This is a genomic window from Pseudonocardia sp. ICBG1034, assembly GCF_020131375.1.
Lineage (GTDB): Bacteria > Actinomycetota > Actinomycetes > Mycobacteriales > Pseudonocardiaceae > Pseudonocardia > Pseudonocardia alni.
Genome location: NZ_JAHLEK010000017.1, coordinates 1,044,403 through 1,064,092 on the forward strand (window position 1 = coordinate 1,044,403; position 19,690 = coordinate 1,064,092).

Consider the following 19,690-nt stretch of genomic DNA (forward strand, 5'->3'; position numbering starts at 1 on the left):
GTGGGTTCCTGCCTCTCCGCCGTGCCGGTAGTGCCTGCGTGCTCGGATCCGTGCCACGGGTGCTCACGGCCCGTCCTCCACGCGTTCCGCCGCGCGCAGCCGTACCGGGGCGGCCCGGGGGTTGCGGGCGATCTCGGAGTCGGACGCCTGCTCGGAGCCCCGGCTGAGCAGCCGGAACTCCGGTCCGTGTCCGGGGAGCTCCACCGGCAGGTCCACCGGGGTCCGCGAGCGGACGCGCTCGGCGAGCACGCGCTTGGTGATCCGGTCCTCCAGCGAGTGGTAGGACAGGACGACGATCCGCCCGCCCGGGGCGAGCGCGTCCAGTGCCGCCGGCAGCGCGTCGCGCAGCACCTCGAGCTCGCGGTTCACCTCGATGCGCAGGGCCTGGAAGGTCCGCTTCGCCGGGTGCCCGCCGGTGCGCCGGGACGCGGCCGGGACCACGCCGTAGAGCAGCTCGACGAGCTCGGTGCTGCGGGTGAACGGGCGCTTCTCCCTGGTCCGGACGATCGCGTTGGCGATCGGCCCGGCGAACCGCTCCTCGCCGTACTCCCGCAGGATCCGGCGCAGTTCGCCGGCGGTGTAGGAGTTCAGGACGTCGGCGGCGGTCGGCCCGGTGGTCGGGTCCATCCGCATGTCGAGGTCGGCGTCGCGGGAGTAGGAGAAGCCACGGGCGTCCTCGTCGAGCTGGAGCGAGGAGACGCCCAGGTCGAACAGGATGCCGTCGGCGGCGGACACGCCCGCCTGCTCCAGCGCGCCGGCGACGTCGTCGTAGACGGTGTGCACCCGGTGCAGCCGGTCGGCGTAGGCGGTCAGCCTGCGACCCGCGAGCTCGAGGGCCTGCGGGTCGCGGTCCATGCCGACGACGGTCAGCCGGGGGTGCGCGGCCAGCAGCGCCGCCGCGTGGCCGCCCATGCCGAGAGTGGCGTCCACGTAGACGGCGTCGCGGTCGCGCAGTGCGGGGTCGAGCAGCTCGGAGACGCGCTCCAGCAGCACCGGGGTGTGCCGGTCACCGGGCGCGCGCTCGTCGCGCGGGGCGGCGCCGTCGCCGGAAGTACCGTCCACGTCCCACCCCCCGGTGCGCCGTCCGTCCCCGTGTGGTGCGTGCGTGTCGTGCGGGCCGCCGGAGCGGCGGCCGTACCCGGTCCCGGCCGCGGGGGCCGGGACCGGGAGGGTCGATGTCCGTGGGTGTGGCGTGCCGGCTCCCACAACCGGTCCGCTCCACGCCCGAAGACGCGCGGGCGCCACCGCGCCACCCGAACTCCCCAGTCGGGGTGGGCGCCGGCGCCGTCCCCACCCGGGGGCCGTGCCGAGACGGACCTGGCACCGGGGAAGGTGTGCCAGGGCCGACTCGATCACGGCACCCGGGTCGGGGCGGCGACGGTGGTGTCGTCCGCTGTCGGTCGTGCTGTCCTGCTCAGGTACTGCCGCCGTCCGTCGTCCCGCCCGCCAGCGGAACTCAGAACAGCCCGGGCAGAACCTCCTCCTGGGCCTTGGCGAACTCGTCCTCGTGCCGCTCCTGGTACTCCTGCCAGGCCTGCGCGTCCCAGATCTCGGCGCGCGTGAACGCGCCGATCACCACGCAGTCCTTGGACAGTCCGGCGTACCGGCGCAGCTCGGACTGGATCGCGATCCGGCCCTGGCCGTCGGGGTTCTGCTCGTCGGTGCCCGAGAAGAGGTTCCGCTGGAACACCCGCGCCGACTCGTTCGTCAGCGGGGCCGCGGCGATCTTGCGCGCCATCTCGGTGAAGGCGTCACGGGTGAACACGTAGAGGCAGTGGTCCTGCCCTTTCGTGATCATGCAGCCGCCTCGCAACTCGTCGCGGAATTTCGCGGGCAGCGTGAGCCGCCCCTTGTCGTCCAGCTTCGGGGTGTAGGTGCCGAGGAACACCGACCCCACCTCCACCTGGGACCCCTGTTCGCCCCAGCGATCACCACACTACCCCACACTCACCCACCGTCAACCCGAGACGGGTGGATCCCCCACCGTTCATCCGATGTTTTCGCAGGTCAAGGACGGTGGGGAGCGGTGGGGGCACGCGACGTGCCACCCGGTCGCGCGACGTCCGGAGGCCGTTTCCGGCCACTCCGGCCGCACCTGCGCCCCCCCCCCCCCGCTCCCCCACCGGCGTCGTCGCAGGTCAGGGGCAGTTGCCGGGCCGATCGGGCCGTCCGGGGGTGGGGACGGGTGGGGAGCCGGTGGGGGGACCGTGGTGAGCCCGGGTGGGGGGCGGTGGGGGGATCGACGGACGCGCGGTGGAGCGGCGTGGGGAACCACCGTGGGGCGCCGTGGGAGACCTCCCGCCCGGGGCCGCCGGCGAGCCCCGGAGCGCGTCGCGTTCGGCCGTACGGAGCAGCGGGGCGAGGCGAGTGGCGGCGCCCGGTCCCGATCGGGGGACGTTTGACAGACTGGGGTCACCCGAGCCGTCTCCTGAGGAGGCCCGTTGTCGTCGAGCGCGCCGTCCGCGCCCTCCGTGCCACCCGTCCCGTCGCCGTCCGGTGGTCCCCTCCGCCGGGCCGAGGCCAGCGGTGCGCACCCCGGTTACGCGCCCGAGCCGATGGACGCCGTCGCCGTCGCCGACGCGGCGGGCCGGATCGCCGCCGCGATGGCCCGGATCATCGTCGGCAAGCCCGACACCATCCGGCTGGCCCTGGTCGCGATGCTCGCCGAGGGGCACCTGCTCGTCGAGGACGTGCCGGGCGTCGGCAAGACCACGCTCGCCAAGGCACTCGCCCGGGCCGTCGACGGGGCGGTGAGCCGGGTGCAGTTCACCCCGGACCTGCTGCCCGGCGACATCACCGGCTCGTCGGTCTACAACCGGCAGACCTCGGAGTTCGAGTTCCGGCCCGGCCCGGTGTTCGCGAACGTCGTGATCGCCGACGAGATCAACCGTGCGTCGCCCAAGACCCAGTCGGCGCTGCTGGAGTGCATGGCCGAGCACCAGGTCACCGTCGACGGCGGCACCTACCCGCTGGGTGACCCGTTCATGGTCGTCGCCACCCAGAACCCGGTGGAGATGGACGGCACCTACCCGCTCCCCGAGGCCCAGCAGGACCGGTTCACGATCCGCGTCTCGGTCGGCTACCCGGACCCGGCGGCCGAGCTGGCGATGCTCGAGGAGCACGGCTCGACCGACCCGCTGGAGCGGCTGCGGCCGGTGACCGACCTGCGCACGCTGCGGTCGATGATCGCCGGGGTCCGCGGCCTGCACACCGCGGCGGAGGTGCGCCGCTACTGCGTCGAGGTCGTCGGGGCGACGCGGCGGCTGCCCGAGGTCCGCCTCGGTGCGTCGCCGCGCGCGACCCTGCACCTGCTGCGGGCCGCCCGCGCCTGGGCGGCGACCGCCGGGCGCGGCTACGTCGTGCCCGACGACGTCCAGGCCGTCGCCGTCCCCGTCCTCGCGCACCGGCTGGTGCTGGGCCCCGAGGGGGTCGCGGCCCGCCGGACACCGGCGGACCTGGTGCGGGCCGCCGTCGCGCGGGTCGCGGTGCCGTCCCCGCCGCGGGGCTGAGGTGGCGCCGACCGCGCCGCCGTCCGGGCCACCGGCTCCCACCGAGCCCGGTGCCCCGGCGGCACCCGGGTCGTCGGCGCCGCTCGCGGCCGGCGGCGCGCCGCGCCGGGAACGGCGGGCCGGGCTGACCGTGCGCGGGCGCTGCCTGCTCGCCGGCGGCGCAGCGATGGTCGTCTCGGCGATCGCGCTCGACGAGCGCGACCTCGTCCGGATCGGGGCGTTCGTGCTGTTCCTGCCGCTGCTGGCACTCGTCGTCGCGCTGCGGTCGCGCCGCTCGCTGCAGGTCGGGCGCACCCTGGAGCCGGCGCGGCTGGAGGCGGGCAGCGGCGGCACGGTGCTGCTGCGGATCGCCGGCGGCGCCCTGCTGGGCGCGCTGCGGATCGCCGACCACGTGCCCGACGCCGCCGGTCCCGCCGACCGCTACCCGCCGCGGTTCACCGTGCACCGGCTCGGCCGGCGCGGTGCCCGGGTCGGCTACCCGGTGCGGCCCGCGGTCCGCGGCGCGTACCGGATCGGTCCGCTGCGCGGTCGCGGCACCGACGCGCTCGGCCTCGCCGAGTTCCGCCACGACCTGCTCCCCGCCGACCGGTTGCTGGTCCTCCCCCGGGTCACCCCGCTGACCGGGCGCCCGGCCCTGACCTCCACCGCCGCCGGGCGCGGCGCCGAGGGCGGCAGCCGTCCCGGCCCCGGCACCCCGGACGTGCTGATCCGCCCCTATCGCCAGGGCGACGAGCTGCGCCGTGTGCACTGGCGCTCCAGCGCCCGGCGCGACGAGCTGATGGTCCGCCTCGACGACCGTCCCGACCCGTCCGGGGTGACCCTGCTGATCGACCGGCGCGACAGCGCCCACCGCGGACACGGGCCCGCCTCCAGCCTGGAGTGGGCGGTGGCGTTCACCGCGAGCGTCGCGGTGCACCTGCTGCAGCGCGGCGAGGCCGTCGCGCTCGTCGACGAGTCCGGCGAGGCCGTCGGCGACGTGCCGCCCGGTGTGACCGGTGCGGACGCCGTCCCCCCGCGGCTGGAGTCGCTCGCGGTGCTGCGGCCCTCGGCGAGCACCGGGTTCACCGCGCCCGGCCCCGGGCCCGGGCACCCGGAGGGGGTGCTCGCGGTGCTCGGCGGGACCGCGCCGCAGGACGTCACCGCGCTGGTCTCGGCCTGGCCGCGCGGCGGGCACGCCGTCGTCCTCGACGTCGACACCTGGTCGGCCGCGACGCGGTCCCGCCCGGCGTCGGTCGCGGCGGCCGCGCTCCGCCGTGCCGGGTGGCACGCCACCGTCGTCACCTCCGACATGACCGTCCAGCGGGCCTGGGCGGACGCCTGCGGCTCGCCCGGTATCGCGGGGGCGACCGGATGAGCGCGCCGACCCGGCCCCCCGTCCGGCCCGCGCCGCCGCCCGCCGCGCCCGTCCCCGACGCCGCACCCGCGGGCCGGACACCGGGTGCCCCGGCCTGGACGGTCGTGCTGGGACCGGTCGCGACGGTCGTCGCGGTGCTGCTCGCCGGGACGGCGATGAGCTCGGTCGTGCAGGGCGCGACCTGGTTCGCCCACGCCGCCGTCGCGGTCGTGCTGGTCTCGCTGGTCGGCGGCCTGCTGCTGCCGCTGCGGGCCTGGCTGGTCGCGCCCGGCCAGCTGCTGGCCCTGGTCCTGCTGGTGACCGCGTGGTTCACCGGCAGCGGCGTGCTCGGGGTGCTCCCCGGGCCGTCGGCGTTCGGCGAGCTGTCGGGCCTGCTCGGCGGGGCCGGGCAGCAGATCGACAGCGGGCTGCCGCCGGTCGCGGCGAGCCCGGAGATCCTGCTGCTGGTCACCCTCGGGTTCGGCACGATCGCGATCGCGGTGTTCGGGCTCGCGGTGACCGTGGCCGCCCCGGCCGCGGCCGGGGTGCCGCTGCTGGTGGTGTTCGCGGTGCCGACGGCGCTGCAGCCGGACCTGCTGCCCTGGTGGGCCGTGGTCGCGGCGACGCTCGGCTACGGCGTGCTGCTGCTCCTGCGCCCGGACCGGCTGCGGCAGATCCCGGCCGGGGCCGCGGTCGTCGCGGTCGCCGTCGTGGGCTCGCTGCTGGCGGGACTGCTGGCATCGTCGGTGGGAACCTCGGGGCGCTTCGACGCCACCGGCGGGACCGGGGGCGACGCCGACGGCTCGATCGGGCTGAACCCGTTCACCTCGCTGCGCGGACAGCTGACCCGCAGCGAGCCGCGGCCGCTGTTCAGCGTCCGGGGTCTGCAGACCCCGACCTACCTGCGCGCGCTCACCCTGCAGTCCTACGTGCCGCAGGAGGGCTGGAAGGCGGGGCGCCCGCTGCCGGGCGTGCCGCTGACCGGGCCGCTGCCGCCGTCGACCTCCGGGCCGGCCGCGTCCCAGGACGTGCAGGTCGACAACCTGGGCTTCCGCGACTACTGGCTGCCGGTGTTCGGCGACCCGACCCGGATCGCGGTGAACTCACCGAGCTGGGCCTACGACGCCGACGGCGGCATCGTCTACAGCGAGCGCGCACAGTCCGAGGACGGCTGGACCCAGTCGATGCGGCTGCCGGAGCCGTCGGCCGACCAGCTGCGCGCGGCGTCCGGGCCGACCACGGTCGACCGTTCCTACCTCGACACCGACGGTGTCGATCCGCGGGTCACCGCGATCGCCCGGGAGGTGACCGCCGGGGCCACGACGCCGTTCGACCGGGCGATGGCGCTGGAGGACCACTTCACCGGGCCCGGCTCCCCGTTCACCTACAGCCTGGCGACCGCGCCGGGTGGCAACGGCGACGCCCTGGTCGACTTCCTGACCCGCGGCCGGACCGGCTACTGCGAGCAGTACGCCTCGGCGATGGCGGTCATGCTGCGCGCCGTCGGCGTCCCGGCCCGGGTGGCGGTCGGTTTCACCGCAGGCGACGCCGACGGCTCCGGGGCCCGCACGATCACCACCGAGGACGCCCACGCCTGGGTCGAGGCGTGGTTCCCCGGCTACGGCTGGATGACCTTCGACCCGACCCCGCTCGCCGACGGCCGCACCATCGACCCGGCCTACGTCCAGCAGGCCCGGGAGCAGGACGGCGGCACGCCCGCCGCCGAGCAGACCCCGCAGCCCGAGCCGTCCGCGACGCCGCCGCCCCCCGAGGCCGGTGGCCCCACCCCGGAGCCTCCGCCCACCGAGGAGCAGGCGGCCGACCGGCCGACGGCCGCGACCGGGTCGTGGTGGCCGCTGGTCGTGGCGCTGTTGCTGGCGGCCGCGGTGCTCGCGGTCGTGCTGACCCCGGGCCTGTGGCGCCGGCACCAGTACTCCCGCCGGGCCGGGCTGGCCCGGGCGGGCGGCGACGGCGCTGCGGCGGCGGCATGGGACGAGGTCCTGGCCGCCTCCCGCGACCACGGGGTCCCGGTGCCGCCCGGGGACACCGTCCGCGCGGCCGCCGACCGCATCACCGAGCGGCACGGCCTGTCCGGGCGCCCCGCCGAGGCGCTGCGGGAGCTCGCGGGCCGGGTCGAGGCGAGCTGGTACGGCGGGATGCTGCCCGAGCCCGGCACGCTCGACGGCCTGGTGGACGAGGTGCGGACGGCGATCGCGGCCGGCGGGACGTCGTTGCGGGCCCGGGTGCTGCCGGCCTCGGTGGTGCCGGAGGCGGTCCGGCGCGGGCGCCGCCCGTCCGACGACGACCCGACGTCCGACGACGGCGCCGCCGACACGGCCGGGGAACCTGCCGAGCGCGGCTGACCCGCCCGGCGCGCACGGCCGACCCGCCCACCGCGGCACGGGGTTCGCAGCCCCCGGCACCCCCGGATCAGCGCCCGGCATCCGGTCGGCGGCGTCGTCCGGTCGGCGGCCGTCGGACGGCGCGGGCCGGTCCCGATCGCCGGGCTCCCGTCCCCGGTGACACCAGGGCCCGACGCCGGTACAGCGGACGGCCGACGCCGGACACACGACGGCGGGGCGGGCCACCGCATCGGTGTCCCGCCCCGCCGGGTGTCGTACGGGCGGCCACGTGGGCCGCCCCGTGTCACTCCTGCTCGAAGCGGCGCCGGAAGCGCTCCTCCATACGGCCGGTGAAGCCACCGCCGCTCTCGCCGGACTGCTTGTCCTTCGGGGCGGCCCCGCCCTGACCGGTCGTGTCCTCGCCGCCGCGACGGGCGCCGATCGAGGTGACCGCCAGCAGCGCGCCGCCGAGCATGGCGAGGAAGCCGACGATGCTCAGGATCGGCAGGTCGCCGAGCCAGAGTGCCCGGAAGGGGATCCCGGCGACGAGCAGCACGAGGCCCACCACGAACAGGACGGCGCCCTGGATCCGGCGGCGCCGGGCGGGCTTGCTCCGCCGGCTACCGCTGACCGAGGACGCGAACTTGGGGTCCTCCTGGTAGAGGGCGCGTTCGATCTGTTCGAGCAGGCGCTGCTCGTGCTCGGAGAGCGGCATGCCTTCACCTCCGGCACACGTAATCGGACGGTAGGCCGCATTCGGCCCGGGCCTCCTCGCCCCGGCCGGTACGACGGGCGCCCCAACCTGGGCGTCTGATGTCCAGAGTACGAGGCGAATCGTGCCGCGACCACCCGGACCGTCCAACCCGCTCGGCTGATCGTCGAGCGGACGGCGTGGCGCGGCGTGTCGTCGCTCACCCGGACTGTCGCAGACCCACCCGGACGGGGGTGGGCAGCCGGGTGAACGCCGGACGACCGGTCACCGACGGCAGCCGGACGGCGACCGTCGGACACCGGCGACGGGGACGGGTGTCAGTACCGCCGGGCGAGCAGATGCAACCGCGGGGCGACCTCGGCGAGGGCGCCGACCTGCGACGCGAGCGCGTCCAGCTCGTCGCGCTCGTCGCGGCCCGCCGCCTCGCCCTCCTGGCCGGGGCCGGGCAGCCAGGCCTCGAGGGTGCCGTCACCCTGCAGGATCTCGGTCCGCAGCCGTCCCGTCTCGGCGGTGAGCTCCTGCAGCCGGTGCGCGTCGAACCGGCGCAGCAGCCGGTCGTCGGTACCGGTGCGGCCCTCGGGGTCGGTGAGCAGGGCACGGGCCTCGGCGAGCCGGCCGGTGGCCAGTCGCCCGATGAACGCGCCGTAGCGCCCCACCGTCAGCACCGACACCGCCCCGCCCGGGGCGGCGGCCGCGGCGAGCGCGGCGAGCACCCGGCCCGGTCCGTCGACGACCTCGAGCAGCCCGTGTCCCAGCACGAGGTCGGCGCCGTCGGCCGGGGCGACCTCGGCGAGGGTGTCGACGTCGCCGTTCACCGGGGTGATCCGGTCGGTCACGCCGGCCTCACCGGCGCGCCGGGCCAGCGTCGCCAGCGCGTTGGGACTGGTGTCGACGACGGTCACCGCGCAGCCGGCGATCGCCAGCGGCACCGCCCAGGTGCCGCTGCCCCCGCCGACGTCGAGCACCCGGGGCGCGGCCCCGGTGTCCCGGCGGACACGGTCGATCTCCCTGTCCAGCACCCGGAACACGGCGGCCCCGCGCGCTGCTCCGGCCTGCTCGCGTGTCGGCGATCCCACGGCACCGAGACTAGTGGCCCCCGCCGGTGCCCGGCCCGCCCGCCCGCCGGGACGCCCACGACCGGTCGCCCGACGATCACCTGCACTCCGCTCGGCGACCGTGCCGGACCGCACGGTAGGTTGGGTGGGTGCAGGTCGTCGCCACGCTCAGTCTCAAGGGTGGCGTCGGCAAGACCACGGTCGCACTGGGTCTGGCCGGCGCGGCGCAGCGGCACGGCGTCTCCACCCTCGTGGTGGATCTCGACCCGCAGGCCAACGCCACCACCGCGCTCGACCCGGAGCCCACCACGGCGACCGTCGCCGACGTGCTGGACGAGCCGCGCCGCGCGGTCGTCGAACGGGCCATCGCGCCGTCGGCGTGGGGCGAGGGCCTCGACGTGCTGGTCGGCGCGGAGCAGACCGAGCGGCACAACCACCCCGACCCGGGGGCGGCGCAGCTGTACCGGCTGGACCGCGCCCTGCAGCGGCTGGCCGGCGAGCTGATCACCGACGACTCCGGTGGCTCCGAGCACGCCGAGGAGCGCTACCGGCTGGTGATCGTGGACTGCCCGCCGTCGCTGGGGCAGCTGACCCGCAGCGCGCTGTCCGCCGCGGACCGGGCGATCCTGGTGACCGACCCGACGATGTTCTCGGTGTCCGGCGTGCAGCGCGCGTTCGACGCGGTCCAGACCGAGCGCGAGCGATCCAACGACCGCCTGCAGCCGCTGGGTGTGCTGGTCAACCGGGTGCGCCCGCGCAACACCGAGCACGAGTTCCGGATCTCGGAGCTGCGCGAGCTGTTCGGCCCCCTGGTGTTCAACAGCGTCCTGCCCGACCGCTCGGCGGTCCAGCAGGCCCAGGGCGCCTGCCTGCCGATCCAGGCGTGGGACACCCCGGGCGCCCGGGAGATCTCCGCGGTGTTCACCGCGTTGCTGGGCCGGGTGCTGCGCAGCGCCTCGCGCCCCGCCGCCTCGGCCTGACCGGCCCGTCCTCGGCCCCGTCCGCTCCCGTTCTCCTCCGTCCGCCGATCCGCTCCCCCGTGCGGCCCGCCGTCCCGGCGGACGGACCTCACCGGGGCAGCAGCAGCTGCACCCGGGTCACGAACTGCTCGGCCTGGCGCAGCAGGTCGTCGGCGGCGCGCCGGTCGACGTGCCGCCCGATCCCCGCCTCGGCCTCGATCCGCAGCCGCGAGCACCCGGCGAAGAACGCCGCCCACTCCTCCAGCTCCGGAGCGACCTCGGCGAGGAGCCGCCAGACGTCGCGCGGGGCGCCCCGGCGGGTCCGGGGCCGGGCCCGCATCGCCAGCACCGCCGCCCCGGCACGCAGCGCGGCGAGGTAGGCGGCCGGGTAGCGGCGCAGCGGCTCGGTCTCCCGGTGCGCCTCGGCGAGCTGCTCGGCGGCCTGGCGCAGCAGCCCGAGCGCGTCCCGCGACGGCGGGGCGGGCGCAGGCGACCGGAGGGGCGCCGGCCCGGCCGGACGGGCCGCGCCCCCGTCCGACCCGGCAGCGCTCCTGTCCGCCCCGGCAGCGCTCCCGGCCGGACGGGCCGTGCCCCCGGCCGACCGTGCGGTGCTCCCGGTCCGCTGCGGGGCGCCCCCGTCCGACGGCACGGGCGCGCCCGGCAGGGGGATCACCTGCCCGGACCGGCCGGCGGCGCCGGTCTCCCCGGCCCGGCCCGGCCGGCCGGTGCACCCGGTCCCGGCCGGGTCCGCACCGGTCCGGCCGCTCCCCCGCCGGGACGGCGCCGCCCCGGCGGCGGCCCCCGTACGGTCGGCGGCCCGTCCCGCGCCCCGGGCCGCGCCGCAGTCCAGCGGCCACAACCCGTCGGCGACCGGCCGCACCCGGCCGGACCGCCGCTCCGGCCGCGCGGCGCCCGCCGGGGCGTCGCCCGGCCGTCGCGCCCCGGCGGACCGCGGCGACGGCAGCGCCAGGTCCAGTTCCATCGTCCTGCTCCGCACGCGCACCTCCCGCATCTCCCGCACCTCTCAGTCGACCTTCACCAGGTCCCACACGCCCGGACCGGACCGCATCCGCAGCACCACCTCGCGCGGCGGCTCCTGCGGGTCCTGCACCGACCGGGCGAGCACCCGCCAACAGCTCAGCCGGTCCCCGCCCACCGGCATCGGCGACGGGAACGGCCACGGGGACTCCTCGATCCACTGGTCTCGAACCCCGGTGACCAGGAAATGTTCCCCGCGGCGCGACGGACGCCGCGAGAACTCGACCGGCTCACCGTTCTGCCAGCGCACGTCGATCGCCGCCGGCTGGCGGGACCGGAACAAACGCGAGAAGCCGCCCACTGGCATCACCACGCCCTCCACCCGGTGGCCGGGCCTCGGTTCCCACCACCGGAATCGGTCTCCGGGACGCCCGGCGACGGGGTGCTTCCCCCACTCCGCCCACCGGACGCCCCGGTGTCGAACGCGCGTTCGACGTACGTCAGTAGAACGCGTGTTCGATCGTCGCGTCAAGTCGGGCGACCGGGTGGCGCCACTCACCCACCGGCACCGCGGCGGGGTGCCCGGTCCGGACCCGCCGGGACCGGCCGGACGTGGTGTGATGGGGGCATGTACCCGGACACCGACCCCGCCCCGGCGCGGGCGTGCGGTCCCCACCGGGGCCGGTGCTCGCGGTGACCGCCGCACCGTCGCGTGCGCGCCTGGTCGGCCTCGGCCGCAGCGACTTCGCCGACCGGCTGGGCGAGGCGATCGACGTCTACGTCACCGCGATGGGCTACCCGCGGTCGACCGCACGCCAGCGCCGCTCGCTGTGGCTCGAGCACTCCTACCGGCCGGGCTGGCGCTCGGTCGGCTGGCTCGACGCGCAGGACCGGCTCACCGGCATCGGCTACGGCTACTGGGGCGGCCCCGGGCAGTGGTGGTTCGAGGAGGTCCGCCGCGGGCTGCGCGCCCGTCGCGGGGAGCCCGGGGCCGTGAGCGCCGACTGGCTGACCGACTACTTCGAGCTGACCGAGCTGCACGTCCACCCGCAGGCACAGGGCTCGGGCATCGGCGAGTCGCTGCTGCGGGCGCTGGCCCGCGACGCCGCCCGGGCCCGGATGCTGCTGTCCACCCCCGAGTACGGCCGCGCCACGCCCGGCCGGGCGTGGCGGCTCTACCGTCGTGCCGGGTTCGTCGACGTGCTGCGCGAGCACCTGTTCACCGGGGACCCGCGCCCGTTCGCCGTGCTCGGGCGCGAGCTGCCGCTGCTTCCCACGGATCACCCGACACACGCCCCCGAGTGACGCCGGGACCGTCGTACCCGGGTGGCACGATGACGCCATGCCGCCGCACCGCACCGCGCCACCCGCACGCCGTCGATCCCGGACGCGTGCGCTCGTGCTGCTCGCGGTGCTGGCCCTCCTCGCGCTGACCGGCTGCACCCGGGTCCAGGTGGCCCTCGCCGTGCAGCCGGACGACACCGTCGACGGCACGATCGTCGTCGCGACGCCCGAGGGCGCGCCGGACGGCCGCGGCCCGCAGATGGAGGTCCCGGCCGACCTCGCGGGCGAGGTCGAGCTGTCGCCGTACGACCAGGACGGCTTCGTCGGCACCCGTGCGGCCTTCGAGAACCTGACCTTCGCCCAGGTCTCGCAGCTGAACCTGCTCGGCGGGAACGCGTCGGGACGGGCGAACCTGGAGCTGCGCCGGGTCGGGGAGCGGATCGCCGTGCAGGGACGCGCCGACCTGACCACGATGCCGGTGGACCGGGCCGACGTGCGGCTCGCGATGAGCTTTCCCGGCGAGGTCGTCGAGTCCGACGGCGAGACCGACGGCGGCACCGTCACCTGGGAGTTCGTCCCCGGTGAGGTCTCGCAGATCAACGCCTCGGTGATCTCGACCGATCCGAACGCGCCGTCGATCCTGGGCTGGTCGCTGCTGCTGGCCGGGCTCGTCGTCGTCGCGGCGGGGGCCGCCGTGCTGCTGGCCCGGCGCGACCGGAACCCGCCGATCCGGCGCTGAGGGCGCGCCGGACCGGCGGGGGTGGCCGACCGGAACCGGTCAGAGGTCGACCACGACCTTGCCCGTCGTCCCCGCCTCGACGGCCTCGTGCGCGGCGACGACGTCGTCGATCCCGAACCGGGTGACCGGCAGCGGGGTCAGCGCTCCGTGCGCGGCCGCGACGCCCAGCCCGTGGGCCGCGTCGGCCAGCACCGGGCGGGGCACGGTGTAGAGCAGCGCGAACCGCAGCACCGCGTTCGCCCCCATCAGCGCGCGGACCGGGATCGACGGGTCCTGCGGGGTGGCGGCGTAGGAGACGACAGCGCCCCCGTTGCGCAGCACCGCGAGGTCCTGCGCCAGATTCTGGGCGAGCGAGACCTCGACGATCCGGTCGACCGGTCCGGCGGCGTCGAGGATCGCGGCGCCGGGGTCGCCGTCGCGGTAGTTGACGACGTGGTGCGCGCCGGCGGCCCGGGCCAGCTCGGCCTTCTCCGGACCGGACACGGTGGTCACCACGGTCGCCCCGGCCCAGCGGGCGAGCTGGATGCCGTAGTGCCCGACCGCGCCCGCACCGCCGGTGACCAGCACCGTCCGTCCGGCGACCGGGCCGTCGGCGAACAGGCAGTGGTAGGCGGTCATCGCCGGGACGCCCAGGCAGGCGCCGAGGTCGTCCGGCGCGCCGTCGGGCAGCACGGTGGCCTGCTCGGCCGGCAGCACCGTGTACTGCGCGCAGGTGCCCCACTCGGCGAGCGCGGCGCCGCCGGCGCCGCCCGGCGACGCGAGCCAGGTCCAGACCCGCTGCCCGACCCGGGACGGGTCGACCCCCTCCCCCACGGCGTCGATCTCGCCCACGCCGTCCTGGTGCGGGACGCGGACCCCGTCGAAGGGCCGTGACGTGGTGCCGTCGCGGGTCTTGGTGTCGGTCGGGTTGACCGCCGAGATGCGGACACGGACCCGGACCTGGCCCGGGCCGGGCTCCGGGGTGTCGATCTCACCGACGGTCAGGACGTCGCGGGCGGTGCCTTCACGGGAGTAGCCGGCTGCCTTCACCCCGGCCATCCTGCCGTCGCCGGTCCGAGCCCGCACCCGGTGCAGCACGACCGGCATCAGGCGGCGTCGCGGCGCTCCTCGGCCAGGGCGGCGACGGTCTCGCGGGCGGCGGCCCGGCGGGCCTCGGCGCGACGACGCCGCACCCGCCACCCGACGACGCCGGCGACGACCACGACCGCCAGGACCACCCAGCCGGCGATCCCGAAGGCCTTCTCGAACTGCTCGGCGGCCTCGCGCAGCAGGAACCCGGCGGTCACGTGCACGGCCGACCAGACCGTCGCCCCGACGACGACGGCGGGCAGGAACCGCCGCAGCGGCAGCCCGGACGCCCCCGCCGCGGCCGGGGTCATCGTGCGCACCACCGGCAGGAACCGGGCGCCGAGTACCGCCCACGGGCCCCAGCGGCGCAGGGTGCGGGCGGCGTCGTCCCAGGCGTCGCGGCCCATCCGGCCGATGATCCGCGACTCGCGCAGCCGCGGGCCGAAACGGCGGCCGATCGCGTAGCCGATCGCGTCGCCGCAGGCGGCGGCGACCGCGACCACGCCGGTGACCAGCACCGCGGCCGGGACGTCCGGGACGGCCATCGCGGCGGCGATGAGCACGGTCTCGCCGGGCAGGACCAGCCCGACGCCGATCGTGGTCTCGCCGAGGGTGACCAGCCCCGCGACGAGCACCACCACCCACAACGGGACGGAGGTCAGGAAGTCGATGATCTCGGTGATGGGAGGCTCCTCGGCCGGGGTGACGGGGCCGCGTCAGTCGACGCAGGGCACCCCGTCGGCGGTCAGCTCGGGCTGGGTGTCGGCGGCCGGGGTCGGGTCACCCCGGGGCGCCGCGGCCCGTCCCGCCCCGCTCTCTGTCGTGGCCGGGGCCGGTGTCGCCGGCGCGGCGGAGTCCGCGTCGTCGCCGTCCCCGGGCTCGGCCGGTGCCCCGGGCGCGGTCAGCCCGGCGAAGAACGCCGTGACCTCCCCCGGGTCGACCTCCACCGCGACGCCCTCGCCGCCGGTCCGGTAGTCGGCCCGGCCGGTGGGGACGGTGCGGAAGGTGACCCGGTCACCGCGCAGCTGCGCGGCGTGGGCGAGCATCGAGGTGAGGTCCCAGCCCTGGTCGAGCACGACGGCACCGTTGACCGCCTGCATCAGGTCGGCGACGGCCGTCGGGTCGGTGAGGGTGCCCGCCGACAGGAGCCGGTGGGTCAGCCCCGCGAGGAACGCCTGCTGGCGACGGACCCGGTCGAGGTCCCCCTCGGGCAGGCCGTGCCGCTGCCGGACGAACTGCAGGGCCCGGGCGCCCTGCACGGTCTGCGGGCCCGCGGCGAAGTCCGCGCCGGAGTAGCTGTCGCGCACCGGGGCCCTGAGGCACACCGGGACGCCGCCGAGCGCACGGGTGATCTCGGCGAACCCGGCCAGGTTGACCTGGGCGTAGTGGTCGATCGAGACGCCGGTGAGCTCCTCGACGGTGCGCACGAGCAGCCTGCTGCCCGCGGCGTTGGCCTCCCGCTCCAGGTCCGGCCCGCTCAGCCCCCGCCGGATCAGGTCCGGCCGGGCGATCGCCGCCCCGCGCGCCAGCGCAGAGTTGATCTTGTGTTTGCCGAGGCCGGGGACGTCGACCCAGGAGTCGCGCGGGATCGACACCGCGGAGGCGCCGAGGTCGGGGTCGTCCGGGATGCGGACCAGCATCAGGGTGTCGGTGTTGTCCTGGCCGTCGGCGTCGCCCGCGTCCAGGGCGTCGAGGACCTCGCGGGGCAGCGGGTTGCCGCGGGCGTCGACCCGGGAGTCGCTGCCGACCAGCAGGATGTCGGTCGCGCCGTCTGCCACGTGCGGTCCGGTCACGTCCGCGGTGGTCAGACCGCTGGTGCCGCCGACCATGGCCCAGCCGGCGCCGGTGGCGAGGAAGACCGCGACCGACAGTGCCGCGACGAGACCGCGGACGCGGTGCCGCCGCGGGGCGGGGGCGCCCTGCTCGGCGCGCGGCCAGGGGGCGACCGGGCGCATCGGGGTGGTGGGGCGGGCACCGGGGTCGGCGGGCCGGGCCCGCGGGCCGGCCGACGCGGGCCGATCGCCGGGGCGCGCCGGGCCGCCCGACGGAGCACCGGGGACCGCGCGCGACGGACGGGGACCGGCCGGGGCGCCGGGGCGCGCCGCCGGCGGGCCGCCGGAACGGGGCCACGCGCCCGGCGACCGGGTGTCACGCGGCGCCGCACGCCGGGTCCCGGTCCGCGGCGCGCCCGGAGCCGGCGGGACGCCGGGGACACGGGGTGCGCCGGCCCGGTCCGGACGCGGACGGTCCGGGGGCACCGGACCCGGCGGCGGCGTCACCCGATCCCCCGCCCGCGCACGGCGTCCGGCTCACGCCTGCGGTCCTGCGCGGCCACCACGGTCCGGACCACCTCGACCATGCCGGCGTCGGCGACGACGTAGATCTGGTGGCGGCCCTCACGGCGGGCGCGGACCAGCCCGGCGAGCTTGAGCTTCGCCAGGTGCTGGCTCACCGCCGCCACCGGCTGGCCGAGGATCGTCGCGAGGGTGCCGACGTCGCGCGGGCCGTCGGCGAGCAGCCAGACGATCTGCAGCCGCGAGGTCGCGGCGAGCATCCCGAACGCCGCGGCCGCGTCGGCCAGCAGCTCGGCGTCGAGGGGCTGCGGGTCCTCGGGGGCGGTCTCCACCGGGCCTCCAGACAGTTGCGTCACTTACGCAACTGTTACCGTACCGGGCGGCGCCGGACGCGGTGCCGGGGACCGGAGGGGCACCGTTGGACCGGACGATCGGGCGCGACGGTGCCGCGGCGCGGCCACCGCCCCCGTCGGCCGGTCCGCCCGTCACGCCCGGCGGGCCCGCGCTGCGGCACTGGGCGGGCGCCGACGCGTTCGCGCTGCTCCGGGGCCTGGAGTCCTCGCGCCGCGGACTGTGCGAGGACACCGCCGCACTACGCCTGCACGCCCACGGCGACAACGCCACCGATGCCGTCCGGCGCCCGGGCGCGGCCGTGTGGGCCCGCCGCGCGCTCGCCGGCCCGTTCTCCGGCCTGATGACCGTGCTCGGGGTGCTGCTCGCCGTCGCGGGCAGCCCCGGCAGCGCGACGCTGGTGCTCGTCGTCGCCGCGCTCGGCGTCGGGCTGCGCCTGTGGCACGCCGCCCGCAGCGACCGGCTGTCGCGGGAGCTGCGCGCGCACGCCGCGACCACCGTGACGGTCCGCCGCCGCCCGGCCCCCGGGACCGCACCGCGGGACAGCGAGGTGCCGCCTGAGGACCTGGTGCCCGGCGACGTCGTGCTGCTCGGCGCGGGCGACCCCGTGCCGGCCGACGCGCGGCTGCTGCACGCCCGGGACCTGCTGGTCGACCAGTCGTCGCTGTCCGGGGAGCTGCTGCCGGTGGCGAAGGCACCGCCGTCGTCGCGGGAGCCGCGTCCGGCGCCGCGGCGACGGCCGTCGCGGGCGGGGACCGACGACGGCCCGGTCACCGCGCACCCGGCGCTGCTGTTCGCCGGGAGCACCGTGGTCCGCGGCACCGCGACGGCGGTCGTGCTGGCCACCGGGGCGCACACCCACACCGAGGAGCTGGCCGGGCGCGGCCGCCGTCCCCGTCCGGAGTCCGAGGTGGACCGGGGTCTGCGGTCGGTGCGCCGGGCGCTGGTGCGCTGCATGCTGCTCGCGGCGCCGCTGGTGCTGCTGGTGAACGTCGAGGTGTCCGGTGACGTGCGGCAGGCGCTGCTGTTCGCCGTCGTCGTGACGGTCGGCCTGGCCCCGGAGCTGCTGCCGCTGATCGTCGGGACCACGCTGTTGCGCGGCGCGTCCCGGCTGCGCGAGTCCGGGGTGCTGGTGACCCGCCCGGAGGCCATCCACGACCTCGGCTCGATCGACGTCGCCTGCCTGGACAAGACCGGCACGCTCACCGAGGACCGGGTGGTGTTCACCCACTCCGTCGACGTCGACGGCCGCCCCGACCCCGCCCCGGCCGACGCGGCCGCGGTCGCGGTGCGCTTCCAGACCACCCCGCGCGACGGCCTCGACGACGCCGTGTCCGCCGCCGACCGGGACGGGTCGGCGCTGCTGGCCCACGGCCTGCTCACCCGGGTCGAGGAGCTGCCCTTCGACCACTCCCGGCGGCGCTCGGCGATGGTGCTGCGCGACGCGCACGACCCCGGCGAGCTGGTGATCGTGCGGGGCGACCCGGACACCGTGCTCCCCCGCTGCACCCGGATCGCCCGCGACGGCGGGGCCGTGGAGCTGACCGCGTCGCTGCGGGCCGCGGCCGCCGACGCCGCGGCCGGGCACCGCGCGACCGGGCTGCGGGTCGTCGCCGTCGCCACCCGCCGGACACCGCTGCTGCGTCCGCTCGGCGCCGGTGACGACGACGACCCCGAGCGCGACCTGTTGCTGCTGGGCTTCGTCGGGATGGTCGACCCGGTGCGGGAGTCCGCGGCCCGCGCGGTGGAGCGCTTCGCCGAGCAGGGCGTCGCGGTGAAGGTCCTGACCGGCGACGACACCGCCGTCGCCGAGCAGGTGTGCGCGCGGGCCGGGATCGCGGTCACCGGGGTGCTCGACGGCGCCGGGCTCGATGCACTCAACGACGTCGCGCTGACCCGCGCGGTGGCACGCACCACCCTGTTCACCCGGCTCGGGCCGTTGCACAAGGAGCGGGTCGTCGCCGCGCTGCAGGCCCGCGGGCACACCGTCGGGTTCCTCGGCGACGGCCTCAACGACGTCGGCGCGCTGCGGATCGCCGACGTCGGGATCGGCGTCGACGGAGCGGTGCCCGCCGCCCGGGCGGCCGCGGACATCGTGCTGGCCGACCGCAGCCCCGACGTCGTCGTCTCCGCGGTCGAGGAGGGCAGGCGGACCCTGGGCCGCGCCACCCGCTACCTGACCGTGACCGCGGCGCTGAACGTCGGCAACGCCCTGTCGGTGCTGGTCGCCTCGGCGGTGCTGCCGTTCCTGCCGCTGCTGCCCGCGCAGCTGCTGCTGCAGGGCGTGCTGTTCGGGGTGGCCGCGCTGTCGCTGTCGTTCGACCGGGTCGAGCCGGGCTGGACGGCGCGGCCCCGGCGCTGGGACACCCGCGGGATGCTGTGGTTCATGGCGGTCCTCGGGCCGCTGGCCTCGGCGTTCGACCTGGTCACGTTCTGGGCGGTGTGGCGCTTCCTGGGCCTGGACACCCCGCAGGAGCAGGCGGTGTTCCAGGCCGTCTGGTTCATGGAGGGGGTGCTGTCCCAGGTACTGGTGCTGCTCCTGCTGCGGACCCGGGCCGGGCGCGCCGCGCGGCCGGTGGTGGCGACGGTGACGGCCGTGGTCCTGGCCGGGCTGGCGGTGCCGTTCACCCCGCTCGCCCCCCTGTTCGGGATGGCGGCGCCACCGCCCGCGGTGTGGCCGCTGCTGGCGGCCGTCGTGCTGCCGTTCCTGTCGTGTGTGGCCGCGACGCGGCCGCTGTACCTGCGTCACGTGCTGGGGATCCGCGCCGCGGACGCCCGGCAGGAGAAGGAGAGGATCCGATGACCCCACCCGGACCGACCCAGCTGCTCGTCGTCCTGCTGGTCGTCGTGCTGCTGTTCGGCGCGAAGAAGCTGCCCGACCTGGCCCGCTCGGTGGGCCGGTCCACCCGCATCCTGAGGTCCGAGCTGAGCGAGACCCGCGAGGACGGCGCGGCGCGCTCCGAGGACCGGGCCCTCGAGGAGCGGCCCGCCGGGGAGCCGGCGGCCCGGGAGCGGGTCGCGGAGGAACGGACCACCGGCGAGCGCTGACCGTCGCGGGGCCGGGGA

General features: G+C 77.2%; 18 protein-coding genes. 8 read left to right on the forward strand and 10 right to left on the reverse strand.

What is annotated here, in order from left to right; genetic code table 11:
* Positions 1-63 precede the first annotated feature (63 nt).
* Complete coding sequence (gene rsmH, locus KPF22_RS19580) at positions 64-1,062, reverse strand: 16S rRNA (cytosine(1402)-N(4))-methyltransferase RsmH (RefSeq protein WP_208826637.1); 999 nt, start codon at positions 1,060-1,062, stop codon at positions 64-66.
* A gap of 394 nt (positions 1,063-1,456) precedes the next feature.
* The gene (gene mraZ / locus KPF22_RS19585; RefSeq protein WP_043276508.1) at positions 1,457-1,888 is read right to left on the reverse strand and encodes a division/cell wall cluster transcriptional repressor MraZ; all 432 of its coding nucleotides are present in this window, start codon (positions 1,886-1,888) and stop codon (positions 1,457-1,459) included.
* A gap of 667 nt (positions 1,889-2,555) precedes the next feature.
* Between mraZ and KPF22_RS19590 the strand changes: the two genes are divergently transcribed.
* Genes KPF22_RS19590 through KPF22_RS19600 form a run of 3 tightly spaced genes read left to right on the forward strand, consistent with a single transcriptional unit; the run spans position 2,556 to position 7,205 of the window.
* Positions 2,556-3,509, forward strand: coding sequence for a MoxR family ATPase (locus KPF22_RS19590; RefSeq protein WP_062402153.1), 954 nt, complete (start codon positions 2,556-2,558; stop codon positions 3,507-3,509).
* A gap of 1 nt (position 3,510) precedes the next feature.
* Positions 3,511-4,863: a DUF58 domain-containing protein gene (locus tag KPF22_RS19595; RefSeq protein WP_208827051.1), complete on the forward strand. Its 1,353-nt coding sequence runs from the start codon at positions 3,511-3,513 to the stop codon at positions 4,861-4,863.
* A complete protein-coding gene (locus KPF22_RS19600; RefSeq protein ID WP_224402906.1) occupies positions 4,860-7,205 on the forward strand; it encodes a DUF3488 and transglutaminase-like domain-containing protein in 2,346 nt (781 codons plus the stop codon). The genes KPF22_RS19595 and KPF22_RS19600 overlap by 4 nt, the downstream gene beginning before the upstream one ends.
* Before the next feature lie 283 nt (positions 7,206-7,488).
* On the opposite strand, the gene KPF22_RS19605 is transcribed toward KPF22_RS19600, so the two are convergent.
* On the reverse strand, positions 7,489-7,899 hold the full coding sequence (locus KPF22_RS19605; RefSeq protein WP_224402907.1) for a DUF3040 domain-containing protein: 411 nt from the start codon (positions 7,897-7,899) through the stop codon (positions 7,489-7,491).
* A gap of 314 nt (positions 7,900-8,213) precedes the next feature.
* A complete protein-coding gene (locus KPF22_RS19610; RefSeq protein ID WP_224402908.1) occupies positions 8,214-8,972 on the reverse strand; it encodes a bifunctional 2-polyprenyl-6-hydroxyphenol methylase/3-demethylubiquinol 3-O-methyltransferase UbiG in 759 nt (252 codons plus the stop codon).
* A gap of 128 nt (positions 8,973-9,100) precedes the next feature.
* Here KPF22_RS19610 and KPF22_RS19615 point away from each other — a divergent pair, with 128 nt between their 5' ends.
* Positions 9,101-9,931, forward strand: coding sequence for a ParA family protein (locus KPF22_RS19615; protein WP_073573930.1), 831 nt, complete (start codon positions 9,101-9,103; stop codon positions 9,929-9,931).
* Between the two features lie 88 nt (positions 9,932-10,019).
* Here KPF22_RS19615 and KPF22_RS32735 read toward each other — a convergent pair whose 3' ends face one another.
* Both KPF22_RS32735 and KPF22_RS19630 read right to left on the reverse strand, forming a co-directional pair.
* Entirely contained in the window at positions 10,020-10,892 is an 873-nt protein-coding gene (locus tag KPF22_RS32735; protein WP_305080341.1) for an SAV_6107 family HEPN domain-containing protein, read from the reverse strand.
* 42 nt (positions 10,893-10,934) lie between these two features.
* Entirely contained in the window at positions 10,935-11,255 is a 321-nt protein-coding gene (locus tag KPF22_RS19630) for a hypothetical protein (RefSeq protein WP_051050348.1), read from the reverse strand.
* Between the two features lie 326 nt (positions 11,256-11,581).
* On the opposite strand from KPF22_RS19630, the gene KPF22_RS19635 reads away from it, so the two are divergent.
* Both KPF22_RS19635 and KPF22_RS19640 read left to right on the forward strand, forming a co-directional pair.
* On the forward strand, positions 11,582-12,193 hold the full coding sequence (locus KPF22_RS19635; RefSeq protein ID WP_062404536.1) for a GNAT family N-acetyltransferase: 612 nt from the start codon (positions 11,582-11,584) through the stop codon (positions 12,191-12,193).
* Between the two features lie 37 nt (positions 12,194-12,230).
* A complete protein-coding gene (locus KPF22_RS19640) occupies positions 12,231-12,911 on the forward strand; it encodes a DUF3153 domain-containing protein (protein WP_208824510.1) in 681 nt (226 codons plus the stop codon).
* 39 nt (positions 12,912-12,950) lie between these two features.
* On the opposite strand, the gene KPF22_RS19645 is transcribed toward KPF22_RS19640, so the two are convergent.
* The 4 genes from KPF22_RS19645 to KPF22_RS19660 all read right to left on the reverse strand — a co-directional run bounded on the left by KPF22_RS19645 (position 12,951) and on the right by KPF22_RS19660 (position 16,605).
* On the reverse strand, positions 12,951-13,949 hold the full coding sequence (locus KPF22_RS19645; RefSeq protein ID WP_224402983.1) for an NADPH:quinone reductase: 999 nt from the start codon (positions 13,947-13,949) through the stop codon (positions 12,951-12,953).
* A 47-nt stretch (positions 13,950-13,996) separates the two neighbouring features.
* Positions 13,997-14,617 (reverse strand): DedA family protein, encoded by a 621-nt coding sequence (locus tag KPF22_RS19650; protein WP_224402909.1) that lies wholly within the window; start codon positions 14,615-14,617, stop codon positions 13,997-13,999.
* Between the two features lie 78 nt (positions 14,618-14,695).
* Positions 14,696-15,934, reverse strand: a complete 1,239-nt coding sequence (locus KPF22_RS19655; RefSeq protein ID WP_224402910.1) for an LCP family protein — start codon at positions 15,932-15,934, stop codon at positions 14,696-14,698.
* A gap of 320 nt (positions 15,935-16,254) precedes the next feature.
* Complete coding sequence (locus KPF22_RS19660; RefSeq protein WP_224402911.1) at positions 16,255-16,605, reverse strand: helix-turn-helix transcriptional regulator; 351 nt, start codon at positions 16,603-16,605, stop codon at positions 16,255-16,257.
* An 86-nt stretch (positions 16,606-16,691) separates the two neighbouring features.
* Here KPF22_RS19660 and mgtA point away from each other — a divergent pair, with 86 nt between their 5' ends.
* Both mgtA and tatA read left to right on the forward strand, forming a co-directional pair.
* On the forward strand, positions 16,692-19,427 hold the full coding sequence (gene mgtA, locus KPF22_RS19665) for a magnesium-translocating P-type ATPase (protein WP_224402912.1): 2,736 nt from the start codon (positions 16,692-16,694) through the stop codon (positions 19,425-19,427).
* Positions 19,424-19,672 (forward strand): twin-arginine translocase TatA/TatE family subunit, encoded by a 249-nt coding sequence (gene tatA, locus KPF22_RS32740; protein ID WP_208824506.1) that lies wholly within the window; start codon positions 19,424-19,426, stop codon positions 19,670-19,672. The genes mgtA and tatA overlap by 4 nt, the downstream gene beginning before the upstream one ends.
* The last annotated feature ends 18 nt before the right edge of the window (positions 19,673-19,690 follow it).

Bases quoted from the DNA above. Each gene is read 5' to 3' on its own strand.
- KPF22_RS19590 (WP_062402153.1), top strand. From the start codon at position 2,556: ATGGACGCCGTCGCCGTCGCCGACGCGGCGGGCCGGATCGCCGCCGCG.
- KPF22_RS19600 (WP_224402906.1), top strand. From the start codon at position 4,860: ATGAGCGCGCCGACCCGGCCCCCCGTCCGGCCCGCGCCGCCGCCCGCC.
- KPF22_RS19605 (WP_224402907.1), bottom strand. From the start codon at position 7,899: ATGCCGCTCTCCGAGCACGAGCAGCGCCTGCTCGAACAGATCGAACGC.
- KPF22_RS32735 (WP_305080341.1), bottom strand. From the start codon at position 10,892: ATGGAACTGGACCTGGCGCTGCCGTCGCCGCGGTCCGCCGGGGCGCGA.
- KPF22_RS19630 (WP_051050348.1), bottom strand. From the start codon at position 11,255: ATGCCAGTGGGCGGCTTCTCGCGTTTGTTCCGGTCCCGCCAGCCGGCG.
- KPF22_RS19640 (WP_208824510.1), top strand. From the start codon at position 12,231: ATGCCGCCGCACCGCACCGCGCCACCCGCACGCCGTCGATCCCGGACG.
- KPF22_RS19645 (WP_224402983.1), bottom strand. From the start codon at position 13,949: ATGGCCGGGGTGAAGGCAGCCGGCTACTCCCGTGAAGGCACCGCCCGC.
- KPF22_RS19655 (WP_224402910.1), bottom strand. From the start codon at position 15,934: ATGCGCCCGGTCGCCCCCTGGCCGCGCGCCGAGCAGGGCGCCCCCGCC.
- tatA (WP_208824506.1), top strand. From the start codon at position 19,424: ATGACCCCACCCGGACCGACCCAGCTGCTCGTCGTCCTGCTGGTCGTC.